This window comes from Streptomyces sp. YIM 130001 (assembly GCF_003574445.1).
In the GTDB taxonomy this organism is placed as follows: domain Bacteria; phylum Actinomycetota; class Actinomycetes; order Streptomycetales; family Streptomycetaceae; genus Streptomyces.
Genome location: NZ_KZ984549.1, coordinates 78,889 through 99,764 on the forward strand (window position 1 = coordinate 78,889; position 20,876 = coordinate 99,764).

The window sequence follows — 20,876 nt, forward strand, 5'->3', positions numbered from 1 at the left end:
CCGTGCCCCCTGCGCGCCGGCCGAGGAAGGCCCGCCCCAGACGGGTAGTGACAGGGCCACCCTCGCCGCACCCTCCTTCCGTACGATCGAAGGCGTGAGCGGAAACCGAGATACGCACGGCAACGAACTGGGGGCGTTCCTGCGCGCCCGGCGCGAGGCCCTCACCCCCGAGCGCGCGGGTCTGCCGCCGGGAGTACGCCGCCGCACCCCCGGTCTGCGCCGCACGGAGCTCGCCATGCTCGCGGGCATCAGCGTCGAATACCTGGCCCGCCTCGAGCAGGGCCGGGACCGCAATCCCTCGCCCCAGGTCCTCGGGGCGCTCTGTGACGCGCTGCAGCTGCCGCACGACGACCGGGCCCATCTGCGCCGGCTCCTGAAGACGGCCGACAGCGCGTTCCTGTGCTCCACCGTCCCGCAGCCGGCCCGCGAGGCCCGCCCGACGGTGCTGCGCCTCCTCGACCGGCTCGAGCCGACACCTGCGGTCGTGCTCAACTGGTTCGGGGACGTCGTCGCGTACACCCGGGCCTACGAGCGCCTGATGCGGCCGCTCGGTCTGCTCGACCCGGAACACCCGAACATGCTGCGGTACCTGTTCACGGATCCACGCGCACGGCAGGGCTTCCCCGACTGGGACGAGGTCGCCGACCGGCTGGTCGCCGCCCTGCATTTCGATGTGGCGAAGGAGGATCCGCAGCTCGCGGAGCTGGTCGCCGAACTGTCCATCACGGCGGGTGCCGCCTTCACCGACCGGATCGCCGCACCGATCCGCATCGTCACGGAGACCGGCGAGGAGCGTGTCGAGCATCCGACGGTCGGCGGTCTCCGGTTCGCGTTCGAGTCGCTGACCCTGCCGGAGTCGGACGGCCAGTACCTGGTCGCACAGCTGCCTGCCGACGAGGCCACGGCGACCGCCCTCGACCGTCTGGAGGGCCGGGGGCCGGGGGTGCTGCGGGCGGTGGGTGACTGAGTACGCCGGGTGCCTGAACACCCCGCAGCCGATGGGCGGTTGACCCGGAGCACCACCTTCGGGTCAACCGCCCCGTTTCGTGCGGGGAGCGGGGCTCCCCGGGGCTCGGGCGGCTGCTCAGCGCGGGGATGTGCGGGCCGCGCGCAGCCATTCCTTGTTCATCGCCGCGATCGAGGGCAGCGGGATGCCCTTCGGGCAGGCCGTCGCGCATTCCCCGGTCAGCGTGCAGCCGCCGAAGCCCTCGGCGTCCATCTGGTCGACCATGTCCAGGACGCGGGTCTCGCGCTCCGGGGCACCCTGCGGCAGGACGCCGAGATGGTTGACCTTGGCCGAGGTGAAGAGCATCGCCGATCCGTTGGGGCAGGCGGCGACGCAGGCGCCGCAGCCGATGCACTCGGCGTGCTCGAAGGCGAAGTCGGCGTCGGCCTTGGGCACTGCGGTCGCGTGCGCTTCGGGGGCCGAGCCGGTCGGTGCGCTGACATAGCCGCCGGCCTGGATGATCCGGTCGAACGCGGAACGATCCACCACGAGATCCTTGACCACCGGGAAGGCGGCCGCCCGCCACGGTTCGACGTCGATGGTGTCGCCGTCCTGGAAGGACCTCATGTGCAGCTGACAGCTGGTGGTGCGCTCCGGGCCGTGCGCATCGCCGTTGATGACGAGCGAACAGGCGCCGCAGATTCCCTCGCGGCAGTCGTGGTCGAAGGCGACGGGGTCCTCACCGCGCAGGATGAGTTCCTCGTTGAGGGTGTCGAGCATTTCGAGGAACGACATGTCCGGGGAGATGGAGTCGACCTCGTAGGTGGTCATGGCGCCGTCCGTGTCGGCCGCCGGCTGGCGCCAGACGCGCAGGGTGAGCTTCATGCGTAGCTCCGCTGAGTGGGGTGGACGTAATCGAAGACGAGGTCTTCCTTGTGCAGGACGGGCGCCTCGCCGGGAGCGGTGAACTCCCAGGCCGCGGCGTACGAGAAGTCCTCGTCGCGGCGCGCGGCCTCGCCGTCGGGGGTCTGGGACTCCTCGCGGAAGTGGCCGCCGCAGGATTCGGCCCGGTGCAGCGCGTCGAGGCACATCAGCTCGGCGAGCTCCAGGTAGTCGATGATGCGGTTGGCCTTCTCCAGCGACTGGTTGAACTCCTCGCCGGTGCCGGGCACCTTGATGCGGCGCCAGAACTCCTCGCGGATCTGCGGGATGCGGTCGAGGGCCTTGCGCAGGCCGGTCTCGGTGCGGGCCATTCCGCAGAACTCCCACATGAGTTCGCCCAGTTCGCGGTGGAACGAGTCGGGCGTGCGGTCGCCGTCGACGGCGAGCAGCAGGTGGAGGCGGTCCTCGGTCTCGGCGACGACGTCCTGTACCACCGGGTGGGCGTCGGTGACCGGGTCCTGGTGCGGATGCCGCGCGAGGTAGTCGTTGATGGTGGAGGGCAGGACGAAGTAGCCGTCGGCGAGGCCCTGCATGAGGGCGGAGGCGCCGAGCCGGTTCGCGCCGTGGTCGGAGAAGTTGGCCTCGCCGATGGCGAACAGGCCGGGCACGGTGGTCTGCAGGTCGTAGTCCACCCAGAGTCCGCCCATCGTGTAGTGCACGGCGGGGAAGATCCGCATCGGCACCTCGTAGGGGTCCTCGGCGGTGATCCGGGCGTACATGTCGAAGAGGTTGCCGTACTTCTCCTCGACCTGTTTGCGGCCCATCCGTGCGATGGCGTCGGCGAAGTCCAGGTAGACGCCCTGGCCGCCGGGTCCGACTCCGCGGCCCTCGTCGCAGACGTTCTTCGCGGCGCGTGAGGCGATGTCGCGCGGGACGAGGTTGCCGAAGGCGGGGTAGATCCGCTCCAGGTAGTAGTCGCGTTCGTCCTCGGGGATCTCCCGGGCCGGGCGGGTGTCTCCCTTGGCCTTGGGCACCCAGATACGGCCGTCGTTGCGCAGTGACTCGCTCATCAGGGTGAGCTTCGACTGGTGGTCGCCGGTGCGCGGGATGCAGGTGGGGTGGATCTGGGTGAAGCACGGGTTCGCGAAGTGGGCGCCGCGCCGGTGGGCGCGCCAGACGGCGGTGGCGTTGGAGTTCATGGCGTTCGTCGACAGATAGAAGACGTTGCCGTATCCGCCGCTGGCGAGGACGACGGCGTCCGCGAAGTAGGTGTCGATCTTCCCGGTGACGAGGTCGCGGGCGACGATGCCGCGGGCCCGGCCGTCGACGACGATCAGGTCGAGCATCTCGGTACGCGGGTGGAGTTCCACGTTGCCCGCGGCGATCTGACGGGACAGTGCCTGGTAGGCGCCGAGCAGCAGTTGCTGTCCGGTCTGGCCGCGGGCGTAGAACGTACGGGAGACCTGGACGCCGCCGAAGGAGCGGGTGTCGAGCAGTCCGCCGTACTCGCGGGCGAAGGGCACTCCTTGGGCGACGCACTGGTCGATGATCTCGACGGAGATCTGGGCGAGCCGGTGCACGTTGGACTCCCGGGCTCGGAAGTCGCCGCCCTTGACGGTGTCGTAGAAGAGGCGGTGCACGGAGTCGCCGTCGTTGCGGTAGTTCTTGGCGGCGTTGATGCCGCCCTGCGCGGCGATGGAATGGGCGCGGCGCGGGGAGTCCTGGTAGCAGAACTGGACGACGTGGTAGCCCTGTTCGGCGAGGGTGGCCCCGGCCGAGCCGCCGGCGAGTCCGGTGCCGACGACGATGACGGTGTGGCTGCGGCGGTTGGCGGGGTTGACCAGCTTGGCCTCGAAGCGGCGGGTGTCCCAGCGTTCGGCGACGGGGCCGTCGGGGGCCTTGGTGTCGGCGATGGGTTCACCGGTGCTGTAGGACGCGTAGGAGCTCATGTCAGTTCACCAATCCGGTCATCACGGCCACGGGTACGGACACGAAGCCGGCGGTCAGGACCAGGGCCAGAAGGTTGGCGCCGGTCTTGAGGATCCGGTCGCGGGTGGCGTTGCCGACGCCGAGCGTCTGGGCGGCGCTCCAGAAGCCGTGCCGTACGTGCAGGCCCATGGCGAGCACGGCGACGATGTAGATGACGTTGCCGTACCAGGTGGAGAAGGTGTCCACGACGTTCTGGTACGGGTGCCCCTCCTGGAAGCCGCCGGGGTGGGCGTGGCCGGTGGTCAGGTCGAGGAGGTGCCAGACGATGAACAGGGCGAGGATGACTCCGCCCCAGCGCATGGTGCGGGTCGCGTAGCTCGTCCGGCGCCTGGTGTGGGCGTACTTGGTGGGCCTGGCCCGGATGTCGCGGCGGCTCAGCTGGTAGGCGGCGACCGCGTGGCCGACGACGGCGAGGACGAGGGCGACGCGGAGAAGCCACAGGGCCCACTCGTAGTGCAGTACGGGGGCGCCCATGGTGCGCAGCCAGTGGGCGTAGCCGTTGAACTCGTCGGAGCCGAAGAAGATCTTGAGGTTGCCGAGCATGTGGGCGACCAGGTAGCCGAGCATGACCAAGCCGGTGACGGCCATCACGGCCTTCTTGCCGAGGGTGGAGTCCCAGAGCCCGCGCGGGCCGCCCCTCACGGGACGCTGCCGCGTCCCGGTCCCCTTCGACGGCGTACGCTCCGCCCGCGTTTCCAATGCCATGGAGCTGACCGTAGAACCCAAGGTCCCGAGAGGTCCAAGACATGGAGCAGCTCATTTCCATAGCCTGTACCTATCGTGCGTGCCTATGATCGTCGTATGCAGCTCCAGCAGCTCCAGTACTTCGTCGCGGTGGCCGAGACCCAGCACTTCACCCGGGCCGCCGAACAGGTTCATGTCGCCCAGCCCTCCCTGTCCCAGCAGATCCGCTCGCTCGAACGGGAGCTGGGCGCCGAGCTGTTCAGCCGCGCACGCGGGAACATCGCGCTGACGGACGCCGGCGAGACCCTGCTGCCGCTGGCCCGCCGGATCCTCGCGGACGCCGAGACGGCGCGGCAGGAGGTGCAGGAGCTGGTGCAGCTGCGCAGCGGCCGGGTCAGGCTCGGTGCGACCCCGAGTCTGTGCACCGGGCTGCTGCCCGACGTGCTGCGGGCGTACTCCGACCGGTACCCCGGCATCCGGCTCCTGATCGAGGAGGGCGGCTCGCACGACCTGGTGCGCGAGCTGGCCCGCGGCAGCCTGGACCTGGCCCTGGTCGTGCTGCCGCTGCCCAGCCCTGCACCGTCCCTGATCACGCACGAACTGCTGCGCGAGGAGTTGGTGGTGGTGTCGTCACCGGACGTGCGGGCGCCGGGCGGCTCGCGCGGGACGGTCCGGATCCCGGATCTGCAGGGCGAACGGCTCGTGATGTTCCGGCACGGCTACGACCTGCGGGAACTCACCGTAGCCGCCTGTCACGCCGCGGGATTCGAACCGGATTTCGCCGTCGAGGGCGGCGAGATGGACGCGGTACTCGGCTTCGTGCGGTCCGGCCTCGGCATGGCTGTCGTGCCGAGCATGGTCGCCCGGCGGGCCGGCAGCGGCCTGCGCGTGACACCGCTCGCCCGCCCCGGCCTCCACCGCACCATCGCCCTCGCCCACCGCAGCGACGTCGCCCCGCCGCGCGCGGCCCGCGAACTCCAGGCACTGCTGCTCGACGGGGCGTCATAGTCGCCTGCGGTGCCGTGGTGAGCCGGCAGCACAACGATGCTCGGGTTCACCGCTGCGGCGACCGCGCCGAAGTGTCCCGTACGCGGAGTCAGCGCGCGCGGACCAGACGGGCTGCGAGGTGGTGCTGCAGCGGCTGGTCCACCGCGGCCATCGCGTGCGTGAAGGTCAGGGTGCCGTCGGCCGTGAGGGCGTAACTGCGGTGGCTGGCGTCGACCTGTTTCGCGGTGGGGGTGCGGGCCACATCGCCGGTGGCCAGCTCGACCGCCTCCCCGGTGGCGGCGCCGGAGGCGATCTCGACGATGCCGGTGGGCTGGCTGATCAGCGCCTCCACCCTGCCGTCCGCCTGCAGCCGCCACCAGCCGGCCTCCCGCGCGGCCGGGCGCACCGGTGCGCCCTCGGCATCGATGATCCACGCCCGGGCCTCGTACTGCAGGAAGGGCCGGCCGTCGTGACTGAAGGTGACCTGCTGGGCGTACGTGAAGTCCTCGGCGAGCGTGGGGTATTCACCGCGCCCCTGCCCGGACCAGGTACCCAGGAGCCAGGCCACGGGGGCGAGCAGCGGGTGCGGGGAGGGCGCGGCGTCCGCACCGAAGGAGTCGGGGTACGGGGGCGTCGCTGCAGCTTCGGACACGGTGGCGTGCTCCTGGTTCGGTGCGGGCTTCGAGGGCGTCGAACCAGCTCCGATCGGGGCGTCCCACCGGGAGCGTGGTGCGTCCCCGAACGGAGAGTTCGTCGTCCTCGAAGCCTAGGGCGTGCCGCGGGACACGGCCCCGTCCCCTTCACCCCGTAGCGTCCACCAGGGCCAGTTGGTGCAGGTGGTCCCACGGGCCGGGACGGGCGTAGTACCAGCCCTGGGCCGTGTCGCAGCCGATCCGGCGCAGCTGGTCGGCCTGGGCGGCGGTCTCGACGCCCTCGACGGTCACCGAGAGGCCGAGGCTGTGGGCGAGGGCCACGATGCCTTCGACGATCTTGGTGTCGACGGGGTCGGCCGGGTACTGCTGCATGCCCTGGGTGAACGACCGGTCGAGCTTGAGCTCGCTGACCGGCAGGCGCCGCAGATTGGCCAGGTTCGAGTAACCCGTGCCGAAGTCGTCGAGCGCGATGTCGACGCCCATCTCGGCGAGCCTGCGCAACGGCTTGAGCAGGTCGTCGTCGGCACCGATCAGCGCGGACTCGGTCACTTCGAGGCAGAGGGCGCCGGGTTCCAGGCCGATCCGCTCCAGGGTGTCCACGGTGTCGGCCACGAGTCCGGGGTGGTACAGCTGGCAGGGAGAGAGGTTGACGTTGATCCGCAGCGGGCCGGCACCCGGATGGCGCTGCTGCCACTCATGGGTCTGGCGTACGGCCTCTTCGAGCACCCAGCGGCCGAGCGGAACGATCAGCCCGGTGTGCTCCGCGAGCGGGATGAAGCGGTCCGGTCCGAGCACGCCGTGCTGCGGGTGCGACCAGCGCACCAGCGCCTCGGCGCCGCTGACGCTGCCGTCGGCGAGGTGCACCAGCGGCTGGTACTCGATGAAGAACTCGCTGCGGTCGAGGGCGGCGGGCAGCGCCGTGGTGAGTCCGTGGCGGGTGATGGTGCGCCGGTCGACCTCGGGGTCGGCCAGTTCGAAGCGGTTGCCGCCTGCCGACTTGGCGCGGTACATCGTGATGTCGGCGCTGCGCAGGACTTCGGCCGCGCTTCGCTCGCCGGCCAGTCCCTCGACGATGCCGATGGATCCGCGGACGGTGAGTTCGCGGCCCTCGATGCGGATGGGGATGGCCAGCATGCTGAGGATCCGGCCGGCCAGCTCGTCGACCTCGCGTTCGGTGTCGGGGCCGGTGGTGAGCGCGACGAACTCGTCGCCGCCGAGTCGCGCGACCATCTCGCCGGGTGCGGTGGCGCAGGACTGCAGGCGGTCGGCGACCTCGACGAGCAGCCGGTCGCCGGCCGCGTGGCCGAGGCTGTCGTTGATCGCCTTGAAGCCGTCGAGGTCGAGGTAGCAGAGGCCGAAGCGGCCGCCGGACGTGGCCAGGGCCTTCTCGAGCCGCTCGAAGAACAGCGTCCTGTTGGGCAGGCCGGTGAGCGCGTCGTGGGTGGCCTCGTAGCGCAGCCGCAGGTTCAGCAGCCGGCGTTCGGTGGTGTCCTCCATGAGCGCCAGCTGGTACTGCGGGTTGTCCTCGGGATCGCGCAGCAGGGACACCGTGAGGTTGGTCCACAGGACCGTGCCGTCCTGGCGGTAGAACGGCTTCTCCACCCGGTAGTGCTCGCGTTCACCGCGCACCAGCTCCTCGTAGAGCCGCCAGACCTGGGGGGCGTCGTCGGGGTGGGTCCACTCCTGGACGGGGCGGGAGCGACCGTTGTGGTCGAGCGAGCCGCCGAACATGCGCTTGAGCGCGTCGTTGACCTCGATCAGGTTGCCGTCGAGGTCGGCGATGCCGATGCCGATCGCGGCACCCTCGAAGACCGCGCGGAAACGTGCCTCGCTCGCGTGCAGCGCCTCGGCCACCATCTGACGGGCATTCAAGGTCGCGCGCGAGATGGCCTCTTGCTCGGCGAGCGTGCGCTCGCGCAAGGCCTTCGCGAAGCCGGCCGCGACCGCGTGCTGCAACCGGGCGCTACGGGCCCGCAGTTCCTCGCCGTCCCCGTCGCCGCCGCAGTACAGGACGAGGTAGGCGTCGACGGCGTCCAGGGTGCGGCTGAGCACCTCGGGGTCGGTGGAGTGGAACGAGATCAGTGCGGCGCCCACCTCGCGGCCGGCTTCCGGCGCGAACGCACGGGCCGTCAGGCAGTTCCTCAACTGCCGTGCCAACGGGATCAGTTGCAGCTCGATCTCGGGTCTGGTGAGCGACGTCGCCGTCACGGGGAAGATCGCGCGGCTCCATATCGTCGCGAACCGCCGCAGTCGCCCCTCGGGGCCGTCGGATGTGTCACTCACGCCTTGCGCCCCACGCCCGCGAACCCGGAGAAGGCGTACGGATCCTCGTCCTCGTGCGGCGTGTCCGGCCGCCATTCGGGCATCGACACCAGACCTGGCTCCACCATCTCGTACCCCTCGAAGAACCGTGCGATCTCGTCGTGCGATCGCATGATCAGTGGATTGCGGATGTTCTTGTACACCCCGACGGCGCCACCCGCCTGCTGCTCAGGGAGCGGAATCCCGTCGTACGCGGCGTGCGTGAGGACGATCAGGCTGCCCGGCGCGAGTGCCGCGCCGAGTTCGGACACTGCACCGTACGGGTCGTCGGCATCCTCCACGAAATGCAGGAGAGCTACAAGCAGGAGTGCAACGGGACGTTCGAGGTCCAGATGGGACGCGACCGCCGAACTGCCCAGAATGTCCTCGGGCTTTCGGAGGTCGGCGGCCACAATTCCCGCGCCGGCATTGCCTTCGAGTACGACCTCGCTGTGTGCCACCGCAACGGGATCGTGGTCCACGTAGACGACGCGCGCATCCGGATTCTCGCCCTGCGCGACCTCGTGGACATTGCCGAACGTGGGAATGCCGGATCCGATGTCGAGGAACTGCGTGATGCCCTCGGAAGCCGCGAACCGCACAGCTCGGCGCATGAAGGCACGATTCGCCTGCATGATCTTGGGCATCCCCGGCAGGAATTCCATGGCCTTGCGGGCGGCCTCTCGGTCCACCTCGAAATTGTGCGAACCACCCAGGTAGAAGTCGTACATTCGGGACACGCTCGGCGTCGAGATGTCGACGCCTTGCGGGGCCCAGGAAGGGCGGTCCATCAGAGTCTCCCGGTTGTAGGCGATCCGGTGTTCGAACCGAGGCTACTGATCGCCCGCCAACGGGTCGAGCAGAAACGGAAATTGCTCGTCCGTATCTAGCCACTGCCTATGGCATGTGCACCTGCAGGTGCACATGCATCCCGACTCCGAAAGATGTCCGATCGCGGAACTCGCGGTGTGGCACCTGTGAATGCGAAGACGGCCGGCCACCGCCTCGACGACGCAGCGCCGGCCCCTCTCCCGCGGGGACGGAAGAGGGGCCGGACCGATCGGACGCACCGCAGCGTGGGGGGCGCTGCACATCTCCTGCCCTGCGAGATCTACTTGGCCGCGCCGATCAGCTTTCCCTGCGGTGAGACGGCGTACCAAGTGCCGCCCATTCCCTGGCCGTTGGTGTCGCCCGGCGCCTTGTCGCCGCCGAAGGTGTAGAGCGGCCAGCAGTCGATGGTCTGCTGCTGGAGACCGTCCGGACGGTCGAAGGTGACGAATCCCTTCTTCAGGACGCCCTTGACGTCGTCCTTCGCGACCGGCTCGACGACGGGCCACTGCTCCAGGCACTCGCCGGTGCAGGCGGACTTCATGGGCCAGGCGGAGTCCTTCTTGAAGCGGTAGACGGTCATGCCGTTCTTGTCGACGACCACCTCACCGAGCTTCGGGTCGTTGCGGGTGGACAGGCCCGGCCGGTCGGCCGCTTCCCCGCCCGCACCCGCGGCGGCCGGAGCCGCCTTCTTGCCGTCGGCGGCGGCCGCGTACCAAGTGCCGCCCACGCCCTGCCCCTTGGCGTCACCGGGCTTCTTGTCCTCGGCGTAGCGGTACATGGGCCAGCCGGCGACGGTCAGCTGCTCGGTGCCGTCGGGCGCCTTCACGGAGCCGAGCAGCGACTTGTCGATGCCGGGAGCCGGCTCGGCACCCTTCGCGAGGACCGCGGGCCAGGCCTTGGCGCAGTCGCCCTCGCAGGCGGACTTCGGCGGCTTCGCGGTGTCCTTGTCGAAGCGGTACAGGGTGAACCCCGAGCTGTCCGTCAGCACCTTGCCGAGTTCCTTGCTCTCCCAGACCGCGAGCTGCCCCGCGGCCTTGGCGCCGGACTTGCCGGCGGCCGAGGAGTCGGAGCCGTACGCCCCGCCCGAGTCGTAGCCGCCCTCCGCGGGCGCCGCGTTGCCCACAGCCTGACCGTCCGGGGAATCCGATCCCTGCTCCTGACCGCACGCCGTCGTCAGCGCAAGAACGGCTGCGGCCGTCACGGCGATCGAAGCGTTGCGCCAGGTGTTCATGGTCAACTCCTGTTGTCTTCCCGAGGTCTGCGATGCCGGGAGGCGCCGCACATGGCCCTAGGTACGCGCCGAGGGTGCGGCCGCGTTCAATGCCCCGGGAGATTTCCGCGAAGACCGAGGCCGGCGGGCCGTTCACCGGGTGCGCCGGGAACCCGCCCACCCGCCCGGTCCAGCACCGCCTCCCCGCGCCACACCGGAATGGCTGGAACTCTCCCCCGCGTGGCCCACCCTCGTGCCCCATTCGCCCCACAAAGATCGCGACCCTCCCGCTACGTACCTAGCGTTTCGGACATCGAGGTGCATTACGGCACACGCGGAATGGATCCGCGGCTGCTCCTCGGGGACTCGGAGGACTCACGATGCGTGCAATATCCGCCGCCGCCGTCACCCTGCTCTCGGCGGGCGCCCTGGCCCTGGCCGCACCCGCGGCGATGGCCGGCGACGAAGAGCCGGGGACGAACAAGAACGACATCACCTCGTTCGGCTTCAGCGTCACCCCGTCGACGGTCGCCGCGGGCGGCCAGGTCACCCTCAAGGCCGACGGATGCGACTCTGCCGTCAAGGCGAGCTCGGGCGTCTTCGACACGGTGACGGTGCACAAGGGCAAGCCGGCGACCGCCAACGTCGACTGGGACGCCAAGCCCGGCGCGATGTACAAGGTGACCTTCGACTGCAACGGCGAGAAGGGCACCACGGATCTCACCATCGCCTCCGGAGGCGGCGGCAACCCGACGACTCCCCCGCACCACAAGGGTGTCAACGGCGGTATCGGCGGCAGCTTCTCGAATCTGGACCTCGGGGAGATCGCCCTGGGCGGCGCCCTCATCGCCGGCGCTCTCGGCTCCGCCTACTACTGGGCCCGCAGGCGCCCCGACGAGGAAAGCGCCTGAGCCACCCCGCACATACGTCGCCCCGGGATCCGTGCCGATCCCGGGGCGACGTACGTGCGAAGCGAGAGTCCGCGAAACGACAAGGTCCGGACGACGGTGACGTCGTCCGGACCTTGTCCCCTGCTATCAAGCCTTCGAGTCGCCGCGACGGCGCATCCAGAAGACACCGCCGCCGACCAGTGCCGCGGTCACCAGACCGCCGCCGATCGCGATGTCCGTGGGGGTGGCGCCGGTGCTCGAGCTGCCGCCCAGACCACCGCGGACACCGCCGTGGATGACGGTGAGCGCGGCGTCACGGGTGACGCTCTGGCCGCCGCAGGTGGCGGTCACGCTGTGCGGGCCGGGAGTGGCGCTGTGATGGATCGTCACATTCGCGACGCCGCCGCTACCGCCGGACTTGAGGTGGGTGGTGGGGAACGCGTTGGACGACACCTTGCCGCTGCCGTTCGCGCATTCGTGGGCGTTGACCGTCACCGAGGCGGTACCGCCCCGCGCGATCGTGCTCGGGGAGACGGAGATGGTACTCCCGTCCCAGGCACTCGCCGCGGGCGCGGCGAGTCCGATGAACGCACCGGCGACAGCTGTGACCGCCAGGGTACGAGTTGTACGCATGAGGACCTCCGCGGCAGGCGCCCCGAGGAACGTTCCCCGGAAAGTTGGCGAGAGCGCCTCCCGCTAAGACCCTCCGGCGACCTGCGACAACCCGCATTTCGGGAATCGGCCGTACGGTTGACGCGACACGCCGAACACGTTCCCGCTATTGCCGAATTGGCGCAGGTCACGGACCGTCAGAAACTGTAGAGGCGCTGCAACTCGGATGGCGCACGGCACGGATGGCCGCCACCCGTTTCGCCCCCGCTCTGTCGCAGGCCGGTCCGCGGGCACTTAGCTTTCTTCCATGCACAACGGACGCGGCCGAGCACCGCGTTGAGAGGGGAAGAGCGCATGCCTTCGTTCCAGCCCGCCGAAGAGGAGGAACCGCGGAAGAAGCGCGCCCCTTGGGGTGTCATAGCGCTTGTTCTGCTGACCGGCCTCGCACTCATCCGGAACGGCTCCGGGGAGTTCGCCGTCGGCCCGCCACAGCCGGCTTCGGCCGCCGCGACGGACACCCGGACCACGAATCAAGCCCCCGCGGCAACCGATGTGAAGCCGCTCGGCTTCTCGCTGGCCCAGCGGGTGAAGATCCCTGCCATCCAGGTCGACGCACCGATCCAGCCGGTAGGTCTGGACGCGGAAGGGTTCGTCGACGCACCGCCGCCGGAGCAGGCGAACCTGGCCGGCTGGTTCACCGGTGCGGTGTCGCCCGGCGAGAAGGGCACCTCGGTGGTGGTCGGTCACGTCGACAACAACGCCGGGCCCGCGGTCTTCTACGGCCTGGGATCGGTCGAGAAGGGAAACCGGGTCGAGGTGACCCGCGGAGACGGAAAGACCGCCGTATTCGAGGTCTACGGGATCGAGGTGTTCGACAAGAACAACTTCCCCGGCGACAAGGTCTACGGATCGTCAGGAAAGCCGGAACTCCGCGTCATCACCTGCGGCGGCGGTTTCTCCAAGAGCAATGGGTACGACGGAAATGTCGTCGTCTTCGCCCGCATGGTCAGTTCCAACTGACCATGCGGGCGGGGGGGGGAATCCCTTGTGCGTGATTCCGGCGCTGCGAAAGGCTCAGACCGTCGCTCGGGTGGGCACGCCCAACTTGTAGCCGGATGAGAGCAGTTCGGGCAGATAGCGGCGCAGGGCCGCGACCGTCTGAGAACGATTGCCGCCCGCGTCGTGCGACAGGACCACGACGCCCGGTGCGGCCCCCTCGATGACGCGGCGGACGATGCTGCTGGTGCCCGGTTCACTCCAGTCGAGCGTGTCCACGGTCCAGGCGAGAGGCTCCATGCCGTACTCCGAACCGAGCTCGAAGACATCGCGGTTCCACGCGCCGTAGGGGGCGCGGAACCAGCGCGGTGTCTCGCCGATGGCCTTGTCGACGGCGTCGACGGTGCTCTCGATCTCGTCGCGGATCTTGCGGCGGGTCATGCGCGGGAGTTCGGGGTGCGACCAGGTGTGGTTGCCGATGGTGTGCCCCTCGTCGATCATCCGTCGCAGCAGGTCCGGGTTGTCCTTGGCCATCTCGCCGCAGACGAAGAACATGGCCTTCACGTGATGGCTGCGCAGGATGTCGAGCACCTGGGGCGTGTAGTTCGGATCCGGTCCGTCGTCGAAGGTCAGCACCATGCTGCGGCTGCCGCCGCTCATCTGCAGGATCGGCGCCTTGCGTACGGGCGGACGAGCCGGGGCCGCTCGCTGGGGGCCGTATCCCGTCATCGGCTCGAGCCGGTAGGCAGAGGGCTTCATCGGCCGCTTGGCCGGGGCTCCGGCCGCGCCGGCGGCCGGTGAGGGCTTTGCCGGACCGCCCGAGCCGTTGGCGCTCGTGCAAGCGGCGGTGACGGCGAGACCGACGAGCGCGAACCCGCCGCGGAGCAGGGTCCTGCGCCCTTGGAGCCTTTCGTCGTTTTTCATGACTAATGCCTCGCACGGCCCTCTCCCGCCGCCGTTCATCAACACGGTCCGGCGGACGAAAGCACCTGATGGGACCGTCCCGGGATGCGGGCACGGGCGCGCGGGCGTAGGAGTACCGATGACCGCCGGTGGCTCAGCGGCGGCGTACCAGCGGGAACGGCAGGGTCTCGCGGATGGTGAGGCCGGTGAGGAACATGACCAGCCGGTCCACCCCGACCCCGAGCCCGCCGGTGGGAGGCATCGCGTACTCGAGGGCGTCGAGGAAGTCCTCGTCCAGTTCCATCGCTTCGGGGTCGCCGCCGGCGGCGAGCAGCGACTGCTCGGTGAGTCGCCTGCGTTGTTCGACGGGGTCGGTCAACTCCGTGTAGGCGGTGCCCAGTTCGGTGCCGAAGGCGACCAGGTCCCAGCGTTCGGCGAGGCGTGGGTCGGTGCGGTGCTGGCGGGTGAGCGGGGAGACGGACGTCGGGAAGTCCTTGTAGAAGACGGGTGAGGTGGTCTTCTCCTCGACGAGGCGTTCGTACATCTCCAGGATCACCTCGCCGTGCCCGTCGTCCGGTGTGTACGGGACGTCGGCCCGGTCGCACAGGGTGCGCAGTACGGGCAGTTCGGTGCCGGGGCCGATCTCCTCGCCGAGTGCCTCGGAGATCGCTCCGTACACCGTCTTGACCGGCCAGTCGCCGGAGATGTCGTGCTCCACCAGCCGTCCGTCGGCGTCGGGCCGGTGGGCGATCTGGCGACCGAAGGCGGCGACGGCGGCCGACTGGATGAGTTCGCGGGTGAGGTCGAGCATCACGTCGTAGTCGGCGAAGGCCTGGTAGGCCTCCAGCATCGTGAACTCGGGGTTGTGCTTGTAGGAGACGCCCTCGTTGCGGAAGGTGCGGCCGAGCTCGAAGACCTTCTCCAGACCGCCGACGCAGAGCCGCTTGAGATAGAGCTCGGGGGCGATGCGCAGATACAGGTCGAGGTCGTAGGCGTTGATGTGGGTGGTGAACGGGCGGGCGTTGGCGCCGCCGTGGATCTGCTGGAGCATCGGCGTCTCGACCTCGAGGTAATCGCGCTCGAGGAGTCCCTGGCGCAGCGCCTGGACGGCCCGCGACCGGGCGCGGACCGTGTCGCGGGACGGGGGCGCCGCGATCAGGTCGACGTAGCGGCGGCGCACCTTGGCCTCGGGGTCGGTGAGTCCGCGGCGCTTGTCGGGCAGCGGGCGCAGGCATTTGGCGGTGAGCTGCCAGCCGGTGACGAACACGGAGAGTTCGCCGCGCTCGGTGGTGCCGATCTCGCCGGTGGCGGTGATCTGGTCGCCGATGTCGGTGTCCGCGGTGAAGCGGTCGAGTACCTCGGCGCCCGAACCGTCCCGGGTGAAGGCGAGTTGGAGATCACCCGACCAGTCGCGCAGCACTGCGAAGACGACACCGCCGAAGTTGCGGACGATCATCACCCGGCCGGCGACAGTGGCCTGCTCCCCCGTACGGCTGCCGGCGGGCATCGCGCCGTGCTCGGCACGGATCGCGGCCAGGGCATGGGTGCGCGGGGCGATGCCTGCGGGGTACGGGTCGATGCCGCGCTCGCGCAGCCGCTCCAGTTTGCGGTGCCGGACACGGACCTGGTCGGGGAGGGCGGCCAACGGGTCGGCGGCGGTGTCGGGGCCGCCGATGCCGAGTTCACCGATCGGCGGCAGGCCCTCGGTGGTGGCGGGCTGCGGGCCGGTGAAGCGGGCGGTGTGCCCGCGGCCCCAGAGCTTGCGCATGCTGGGTACGGAGACGAAGCCCTCGGCGATCGCGGAAGCCAGGCTGATGCGGGCGAGCGAGCCCGCGTCGCCGTAGCAGATGAAGCGCGGGTACCAGTCGGGCTGGTACTTGGCGTTGGAGCGGTAAAGGGCCTCCAGCTGCCACCACTTGGAGAAGAAGAGCAGCATCCGTCGCCACAGGCGCAGGACCGGGCCGGCGCCGATCCGGGCGCCCTCCTCGAAGACGGCCCGGAACACCGCGAAGTTCAGGGAGATGTGACGGACCCCCAGTTTGCCTGCTTGGGCGCAGAGTTGGGAGACCATGAACTCCATCACGCCGTTCGGCGCGGCGGCCCGGTCACGGCGCATCAGGTCGAGCGAGACCCCGTCCTTGCCCCAGGGCACGAACGAGAGCAGTGCGAGCAGCCGCCCGTCGGAGTCGAGGCATTCGACGAGCAGGCAGTCGCCGTCCTGCGGGTCGCCGAGGCGGTCGAGGGCCATCGAGAAGCCGCGCTCGGTCTCGGTGTCCCGCCAGGCGTCGGCCTTGTCGATGACCTCTTCCATCTCCGCGTCGGTGAGCGCCGCGTGCCGGCGGATGCGACAGGTGGCGCCGGTGCGGGCGACGCGGTTCACCGCCTGCCGGGTGACGCGCATGTCGCGGCCGTCGAGGTCGAACCCCGCGACGTGCAGCACCGCCTCGTCGCCGAGTTGCAGGGCGCCGAGTCCGGCGCGGGCGTAGGCCTTGGCGCCCAGTTCGGAGGCGCCCATCACGGCCGGTGCCCAGGCGTAGCGCTGAGCGGCGTCTTGCCAGGCGGTGATCGCCTGGTCCCAGGAGGCGGGCTCGCCCACCGGGTCGCCGCTGGCCAGGCAGACTCCGGCCTCGACGCGGTAGGTGACGGCGGCCCGGCCGTTCGGGGCGAAGATCACGGCCTTGTCGCGGCGGGTGGCGAAGTAGCCGAGGGAGTCCTGTGCACCGTAGGCGCCGAGCAGCGCCCGGATCCTGGGCTCCTCGTCGCCGTGCAGCGCCGCCTCCATCCGCTGCGAACGGAAGAGTGTGGCCACGGCGGCGAGCAGCGCGAGCGCGCCGAACAGACCGAGGAAGAAGAACAGCGGCCGCGGCGGCACCCCGTCGAACCGGCCCATCGGCACCAGTCCGCCGCACACCCGTGACAGCGCCCACAGGAGTCGCTGCCCGTGCGCCAGGCTGCCCGGGAAGAGCGCGACGAGTCCCCAGCCCACCAGAGTCGCGACCACGAGTCCGGCGAGCAGGACGCCGAGTGCGCGCCGGACGGCACCGCGGCGGGCGTCCGCGTAGAACTCGCGGTGCGCCAGGATCAGCAGCACGAGTGCTGCCAGACAGACGACCAGCGAGACGATGACCTCGGTCCACTGGCCGGTGCCGATCCACAACAGGTCCGCGGCGATCAGCAGGCCGAGGTACCAGACGAGGATGTGCCAGGCGATGGTCTTGCGCGAGGCGCAGGCCAGGGCGAGCAGCACCAAGAACACGGCGTACGCGAGGTTCGCGCTGACCGGGACGGTGGCCATGTCCAGGAGTTCGGTGACGGGCCTCACCAGTCGCCTGAGCGGCGGAATGATCGCGATGATCGCGCAGTACGCGGCGAGCAGGCCGAAGAAGGTCGCGAATCCGTCCGGCACCTGATGCAGGAACCGGTCTCCGCGTGAGGTACCGGTCGCGCCCGGCTCCGCGCGCCGGGCGGTAGGCGGTTCGGATTCCCGTATGTCGGCACTCATGGGCACGACTCTAGGAACGGCACCGGCTTCCCGCCCGTCGAGCGTGCGGGGGCGCACTGCCCTGCGGGCGGCCCGTGGACTAGCCTCACCCGTGTGACGGAACAGCAGCCCCACCAGTTCGAACGGGGCACCGACGGCCCCAAGGTCATCGTCGTCGGCGTCGACGGATCGGACACGTCACTGCGCGCCGTGGCGTACGCGGCCGGACTCGCCCGTCGGCAGGGCGCCCTCCTCGCGATGGTCTACGTACAGCCGGTACTCGCGACCAGTGCCGCGCTCGGTGTGCCGGTCACGGACACCACCGACGAGGTGGCCGAGTCGCTGATCGCGGAGATCAGGGCCAGCGCCGAGCGGGTGAAGGACACCTTCGAGGTGCGCTGGCAGTTCCACACGCTGCGCGGCGACCCCTACAGCGGCCTGGTGAGCGCGGCCGAGGACCTGACCGCGGACGCGGTGGTGGTCGGCGCGTCCGAGCAGGCCGGGCACCGCTTCGTCGGCTCGGTCGCGGTGCGACTGGTGAAGGCGGGACGCTGGCCCGTCACCGTCGTGCCGTAGAGCGCGCCCCTCACCTCTCGTTTGGTGCGCCTTCTTCCGTCACCGGCCTGTTGGGTCCATCATGATCGGCCGTCAGGGTCCGCCGATCACAACGAGGTGAAGCAGATGGCCAGGCTCCGTGCCGGACAGGGCGTACTGCGCCGCAAACCGATCGAACAGATCCAGGAGGGCCAAGAAGAGGGCCAGCTCAGCAAGTCGCTCGGCCTGTGGCAGCTCACCGCCATCGGTGTCGGCGGCATCATCGGCGCCGGAGTCTTCTCGCTCGCCGGTGCGGTCGCCAGTGGCACGGCGGGCCCGGCGGTGCTGCTGTCGTTCCTGATCGCCGGTGTCGCCAGTGCCGCGGCGGCGTTCTCGTACGCCGAGTTCGCGGGCATGATCCCGAAGGCCGGTTCGGCGTACACCTACGGGTACGCGGTGCTCGGCGAGTTGGCGGGCTGGTTCATCGGCTGGGACCTGCTGCTCGAGTACACCGCGATCGTCGCGGTGGTGGCGATCGGGATCTCGGGCTACTTCGGGTTCCTGGTCGATTCCTTGGGGGCCGACCTGCCGGACTGGATGCTCGGGGCCCCGGGGACCGGCGACGGACATGTGGTCGACCTCTTCGCGGTGGTGCTCTGCCTGCTCATCGCGTATCTGCTCACGCTCGGCATCAAGAACGCGGCCCGCTTCGAGACCGTCGTCGTGGTGCTCAAGGTGCTGGTCGTCCTGGTGGTGATCGCGGTGGGTGTGTTCCACATCGAGACCACGAACTACGACCCGTTCTTCCCGTTCGGCGTGGGCGGCGCGTTCACCGGTGCCGCGACCGTCTTCTTCGCGGTGTTCGGCTATGACGCGATGAGCACGGCGGCCGAGGAGTCCAAGGACGCCCAGCGCCACATGCCCAAGGCGATCATGTACTCGCTGGCCATCTCGATGGTGCTCTACGTCCTGGCCTGCCTGGTCCTGACGGGCATGCAGAACTACAAGGAGGTCGACCCGGAGAGCGGGTTCTCGACGGCCTTCGAGTCGGTGGGGCTCGGCGGTCTCGCGGACGTGATCGCGATCGGCGCGATCATCGGCATCCTCACCGTGATGTTCACGTTCATGCTGGGTGTGACCCGGGTGTGGTTCTCGATGAGCCGCGACGGGCTGCTGCCGAAGTGGTTCGCGAAGACCTCCGCGAAGCATCACGTGCCGACCAGGGTCACCTGGATCGTCGGAGTGGCGTCCGCCGCGATCGCCGGTTTCCTGCCGATCGGCGAGGCCGCGGAGCTGACCAACATCGGGATCCTGCTGGCCTTCGTGGTGGTGTGCATCGCGGTGATCGTGCTCAGGTACCGGCAGCCGGATCTGCCGCGCTCGTTCAAGTGCCCGGGCATGCCGGTGGTTCCGGCGATCGGCGTGGTCTTCTCGCTGTGGCTGATCACGTTCCTGCAGTGGCAGACCTGGGCGCGGTTCGCCGTGTGGTTCGCGATCGGCCTGATCATCTACTTCGCGTACTCGTACCGGCATTCGGCCATGAACCGGAGCCGGGTGCCGGGTGGCCCTGGACCGGTCGGGGACGAGCGGCCGCCCAAGTCCTGATCCGTACCCGCACCGCATCGCAGCGCGACCGCCCGTTTCCCGGGCGGCCGCGGTGCGTAGGGGCGGGGTGGTACCCGGCCCGGGGGGTCACTTGCCCATGACCAGGCCCTGCTTGCCGGCGCCGCGGCCGAGAACGACCTGCTGGATACGGTCGCGGATGCCGGCGAGGTCGGCGTCGCCGGCATCGCCGCCCAGGTTCGTCACGCGCCCCGCGTCCGGGTCGAACCCCATGGGCAGGAACTCGGCCCGGCGTACCGTCCAGCGTTCGCCGGGCTGCGCGGGCGGGGCGAAGGTGAAGCGGCCCATCGAGCTCTGGTTGCCGCGGGGGTCCTGCTCTCCGGCGTGATTGATCATGGCGCCCGCGATCTGGTCGCCCATGCCGTAGACCACCCAGGTCCCGTTGACTTTCTCGTAGGCCTGCGGGACGTGGGCGTGGGTGCCGATGATCAGGTCGATGTCGGGGCGGCCTTCGGTCTTGGCTGCGGTGAGCTGCTCGGCGAGGGCGAGTTGGCGGGCGTCCGGCTCGTCCTGCCACTCGGTGCCCCAGTGCGGGCTGACGACCACGACGTCGGCGCCTGCCCGCCGGGCCGCCTTGGCGTCGGCCACGACCTTCTCGGCGTCCAGGCGGTTGACGGCCCAGGGCTGCCCGGCGGGCAGCGGGGCGCCGTTGGTGCCGTAGGTGTACGCCAGGTGGGCGACCTTGGCTCCGCCGGCGTCCATCAGGGCCGGGCGCTGGGCCTCGTTCGCCGAGCGGGCCGAACCGGTGTGCCGGACGCCCGCACCGTCCAGGGCGTCGAGGGTTCGGCGCACGCCTGCGGCGCCGTCGTCCAGGGTGTGGTTGGACGCGGTGGAGCAGGAGTCGTATCCGGCATCGCCGAGAGCGGTCGCGACCTCGGGGGGCGATTTGAAGGTGGGGTAGCCGGTGTAGGCGCCGTTCTCGCCGTAGACGGTCTCCATGTGGCAGATCGCCACGTCGGCCTTCGAGACGACGGGCTTGGCTCCGGCGAGCATCGGGCGGAAGTCGTATCCGTCGCCGCCGGCGTCGACGGATGCGCGGCGGATGACCGAGTCGTGCGGCAGGACGTCACCGCTGGCGACCAGCGTGAAGCCGCCGGGGCGGCTGCCGTGTCCGCCCGCGGCGGACTGCGCCGGGCCGGGGGTCCGGGTGGCCTTGCCGCTTGCCTCCGGGGTCTTCGGAGCGGTTTGCGGGGCGCCGTCGTCCGTCGCGCAGGCCGTCGCGGCCGCGGCGAGGAGCAGGGCCGCGAGGGCGGCCCTGCCCCGGGGTGCACCACCTGGCCGGTCCTTGATGTCCCCGTTGCCCGTGCTGCGCTGCGTCATCGGCCAGTCTCCGTCGTTCGGGAATAGCGGCCGT

17 protein-coding genes are annotated in these 20,876 nt (G+C 70.1%); 6 read left to right on the top strand and 11 right to left on the bottom strand.

Annotated elements, in window-relative coordinates:
• Nucleotides 1-94 precede the first annotated feature (94 nt).
• Nucleotides 95-967, top strand: a complete 873-nt coding sequence (locus DSC45_RS03485) for a helix-turn-helix transcriptional regulator (protein WP_119286992.1) — start codon at nt 95-97, stop codon at nt 965-967.
• A gap of 117 nt (nt 968-1,084) precedes the next feature.
• On the opposite strand, the gene DSC45_RS03490 is transcribed toward DSC45_RS03485, so the two are convergent.
• Genes DSC45_RS03490 through DSC45_RS03500 form a run of 3 tightly spaced genes read right to left on the bottom strand, consistent with a single transcriptional unit; the run spans nt 1,085 to nt 4,522 of the window.
• The gene (locus DSC45_RS03490; protein ID WP_119286994.1) at nt 1,085-1,831 is read right to left on the bottom strand and encodes a succinate dehydrogenase/fumarate reductase iron-sulfur subunit; all 747 of its coding nucleotides are present in this window, start codon (nt 1,829-1,831) and stop codon (nt 1,085-1,087) included.
• A complete protein-coding gene (locus DSC45_RS03495) occupies nt 1,828-3,777 on the bottom strand; it encodes a fumarate reductase/succinate dehydrogenase flavoprotein subunit (protein ID WP_119286996.1) in 1,950 nt (649 codons plus the stop codon). Before DSC45_RS03495 ends, DSC45_RS03490 begins: the two co-directional genes overlap by 4 nt.
• Before the next feature lies 1 nt (nt 3,778).
• A complete protein-coding gene (locus DSC45_RS03500; protein WP_119286998.1) occupies nt 3,779-4,522 on the bottom strand; it encodes a succinate dehydrogenase in 744 nt (247 codons plus the stop codon).
• 96 nt (nt 4,523-4,618) lie between these two features.
• Between DSC45_RS03500 and DSC45_RS03505 the strand changes: the two genes are divergently transcribed.
• The gene (locus DSC45_RS03505; RefSeq protein ID WP_119286999.1) at nt 4,619-5,509 is read left to right on the top strand and encodes a LysR family transcriptional regulator; all 891 of its coding nucleotides are present in this window, start codon (nt 4,619-4,621) and stop codon (nt 5,507-5,509) included.
• Between the two features lie 88 nt (nt 5,510-5,597).
• On the opposite strand, the gene DSC45_RS03510 is transcribed toward DSC45_RS03505, so the two are convergent.
• From DSC45_RS03510 to DSC45_RS03525, 4 genes are all read right to left on the bottom strand, one after another.
• Complete coding sequence (locus DSC45_RS03510; RefSeq protein ID WP_119287001.1) at nt 5,598-6,140, bottom strand: heme-binding beta-barrel domain-containing protein; 543 nt, start codon at nt 6,138-6,140, stop codon at nt 5,598-5,600.
• 148 nt (nt 6,141-6,288) lie between these two features.
• Nucleotides 6,289-8,424, bottom strand: coding sequence for a putative bifunctional diguanylate cyclase/phosphodiesterase (locus DSC45_RS03515; protein WP_119287003.1), 2,136 nt, complete (start codon nt 8,422-8,424; stop codon nt 6,289-6,291).
• Complete coding sequence (locus DSC45_RS03520) at nt 8,421-9,233, bottom strand: SAM-dependent methyltransferase (RefSeq protein WP_119287004.1); 813 nt, start codon at nt 9,231-9,233, stop codon at nt 8,421-8,423. The genes DSC45_RS03515 and DSC45_RS03520 overlap by 4 nt, the downstream gene beginning before the upstream one ends.
• Before the next feature lie 320 nt (nt 9,234-9,553).
• Nucleotides 9,554-10,504, bottom strand: a complete 951-nt coding sequence (locus tag DSC45_RS03525; RefSeq protein ID WP_119287006.1) for an SCO0930 family lipoprotein — start codon at nt 10,502-10,504, stop codon at nt 9,554-9,556.
• A gap of 359 nt (nt 10,505-10,863) precedes the next feature.
• Between DSC45_RS03525 and DSC45_RS03530 the strand changes: the two genes are divergently transcribed.
• The gene (locus DSC45_RS03530; protein ID WP_119287008.1) at nt 10,864-11,394 is read left to right on the top strand and encodes a hypothetical protein; all 531 of its coding nucleotides are present in this window, start codon (nt 10,864-10,866) and stop codon (nt 11,392-11,394) included.
• A gap of 126 nt (nt 11,395-11,520) precedes the next feature.
• On the opposite strand, the gene DSC45_RS03535 is transcribed toward DSC45_RS03530, so the two are convergent.
• Complete coding sequence (locus tag DSC45_RS03535; protein WP_119287009.1) at nt 11,521-12,006, bottom strand: hypothetical protein; 486 nt, start codon at nt 12,004-12,006, stop codon at nt 11,521-11,523.
• A gap of 333 nt (nt 12,007-12,339) precedes the next feature.
• Here DSC45_RS03535 and DSC45_RS03540 point away from each other — a divergent pair, with 333 nt between their 5' ends.
• Nucleotides 12,340-13,005, top strand: coding sequence for a class F sortase (locus DSC45_RS03540; RefSeq protein ID WP_119287011.1), 666 nt, complete (start codon nt 12,340-12,342; stop codon nt 13,003-13,005).
• 54 nt (nt 13,006-13,059) lie between these two features.
• On the opposite strand, the gene DSC45_RS03545 is transcribed toward DSC45_RS03540, so the two are convergent.
• Together DSC45_RS03545 and lysX are read right to left on the bottom strand one after the other, a co-directional pair.
• Nucleotides 13,060-13,905, bottom strand: a complete 846-nt coding sequence (locus DSC45_RS03545; protein WP_119287013.1) for a polysaccharide deacetylase family protein — start codon at nt 13,903-13,905, stop codon at nt 13,060-13,062.
• 133 nt (nt 13,906-14,038) lie between these two features.
• Nucleotides 14,039-17,386, bottom strand: a complete 3,348-nt coding sequence (lysX, locus tag DSC45_RS03550; RefSeq protein ID WP_119287015.1) for a bifunctional lysylphosphatidylglycerol synthetase/lysine--tRNA ligase LysX — start codon at nt 17,384-17,386, stop codon at nt 14,039-14,041.
• A 93-nt stretch (nt 17,387-17,479) separates the two neighbouring features.
• Between lysX and DSC45_RS03555 the strand changes: the two genes are divergently transcribed.
• Both DSC45_RS03555 and DSC45_RS03560 read left to right on the top strand, forming a co-directional pair.
• Complete coding sequence (locus tag DSC45_RS03555) at nt 17,480-17,941, top strand: universal stress protein (RefSeq protein WP_119287016.1); 462 nt, start codon at nt 17,480-17,482, stop codon at nt 17,939-17,941.
• A gap of 105 nt (nt 17,942-18,046) precedes the next feature.
• Complete coding sequence (locus DSC45_RS03560; RefSeq protein WP_119287018.1) at nt 18,047-19,504, top strand: amino acid permease; 1,458 nt, start codon at nt 18,047-18,049, stop codon at nt 19,502-19,504.
• Nucleotides 19,505-19,591: 87 nt separating this feature from the next.
• On the opposite strand, the gene DSC45_RS03565 is transcribed toward DSC45_RS03560, so the two are convergent.
• Complete coding sequence (locus DSC45_RS03565; RefSeq protein ID WP_119287020.1) at nt 19,592-20,842, bottom strand: CapA family protein; 1,251 nt, start codon at nt 20,840-20,842, stop codon at nt 19,592-19,594.
• Nucleotides 20,843-20,876: the final 34 nt, after the last annotated feature.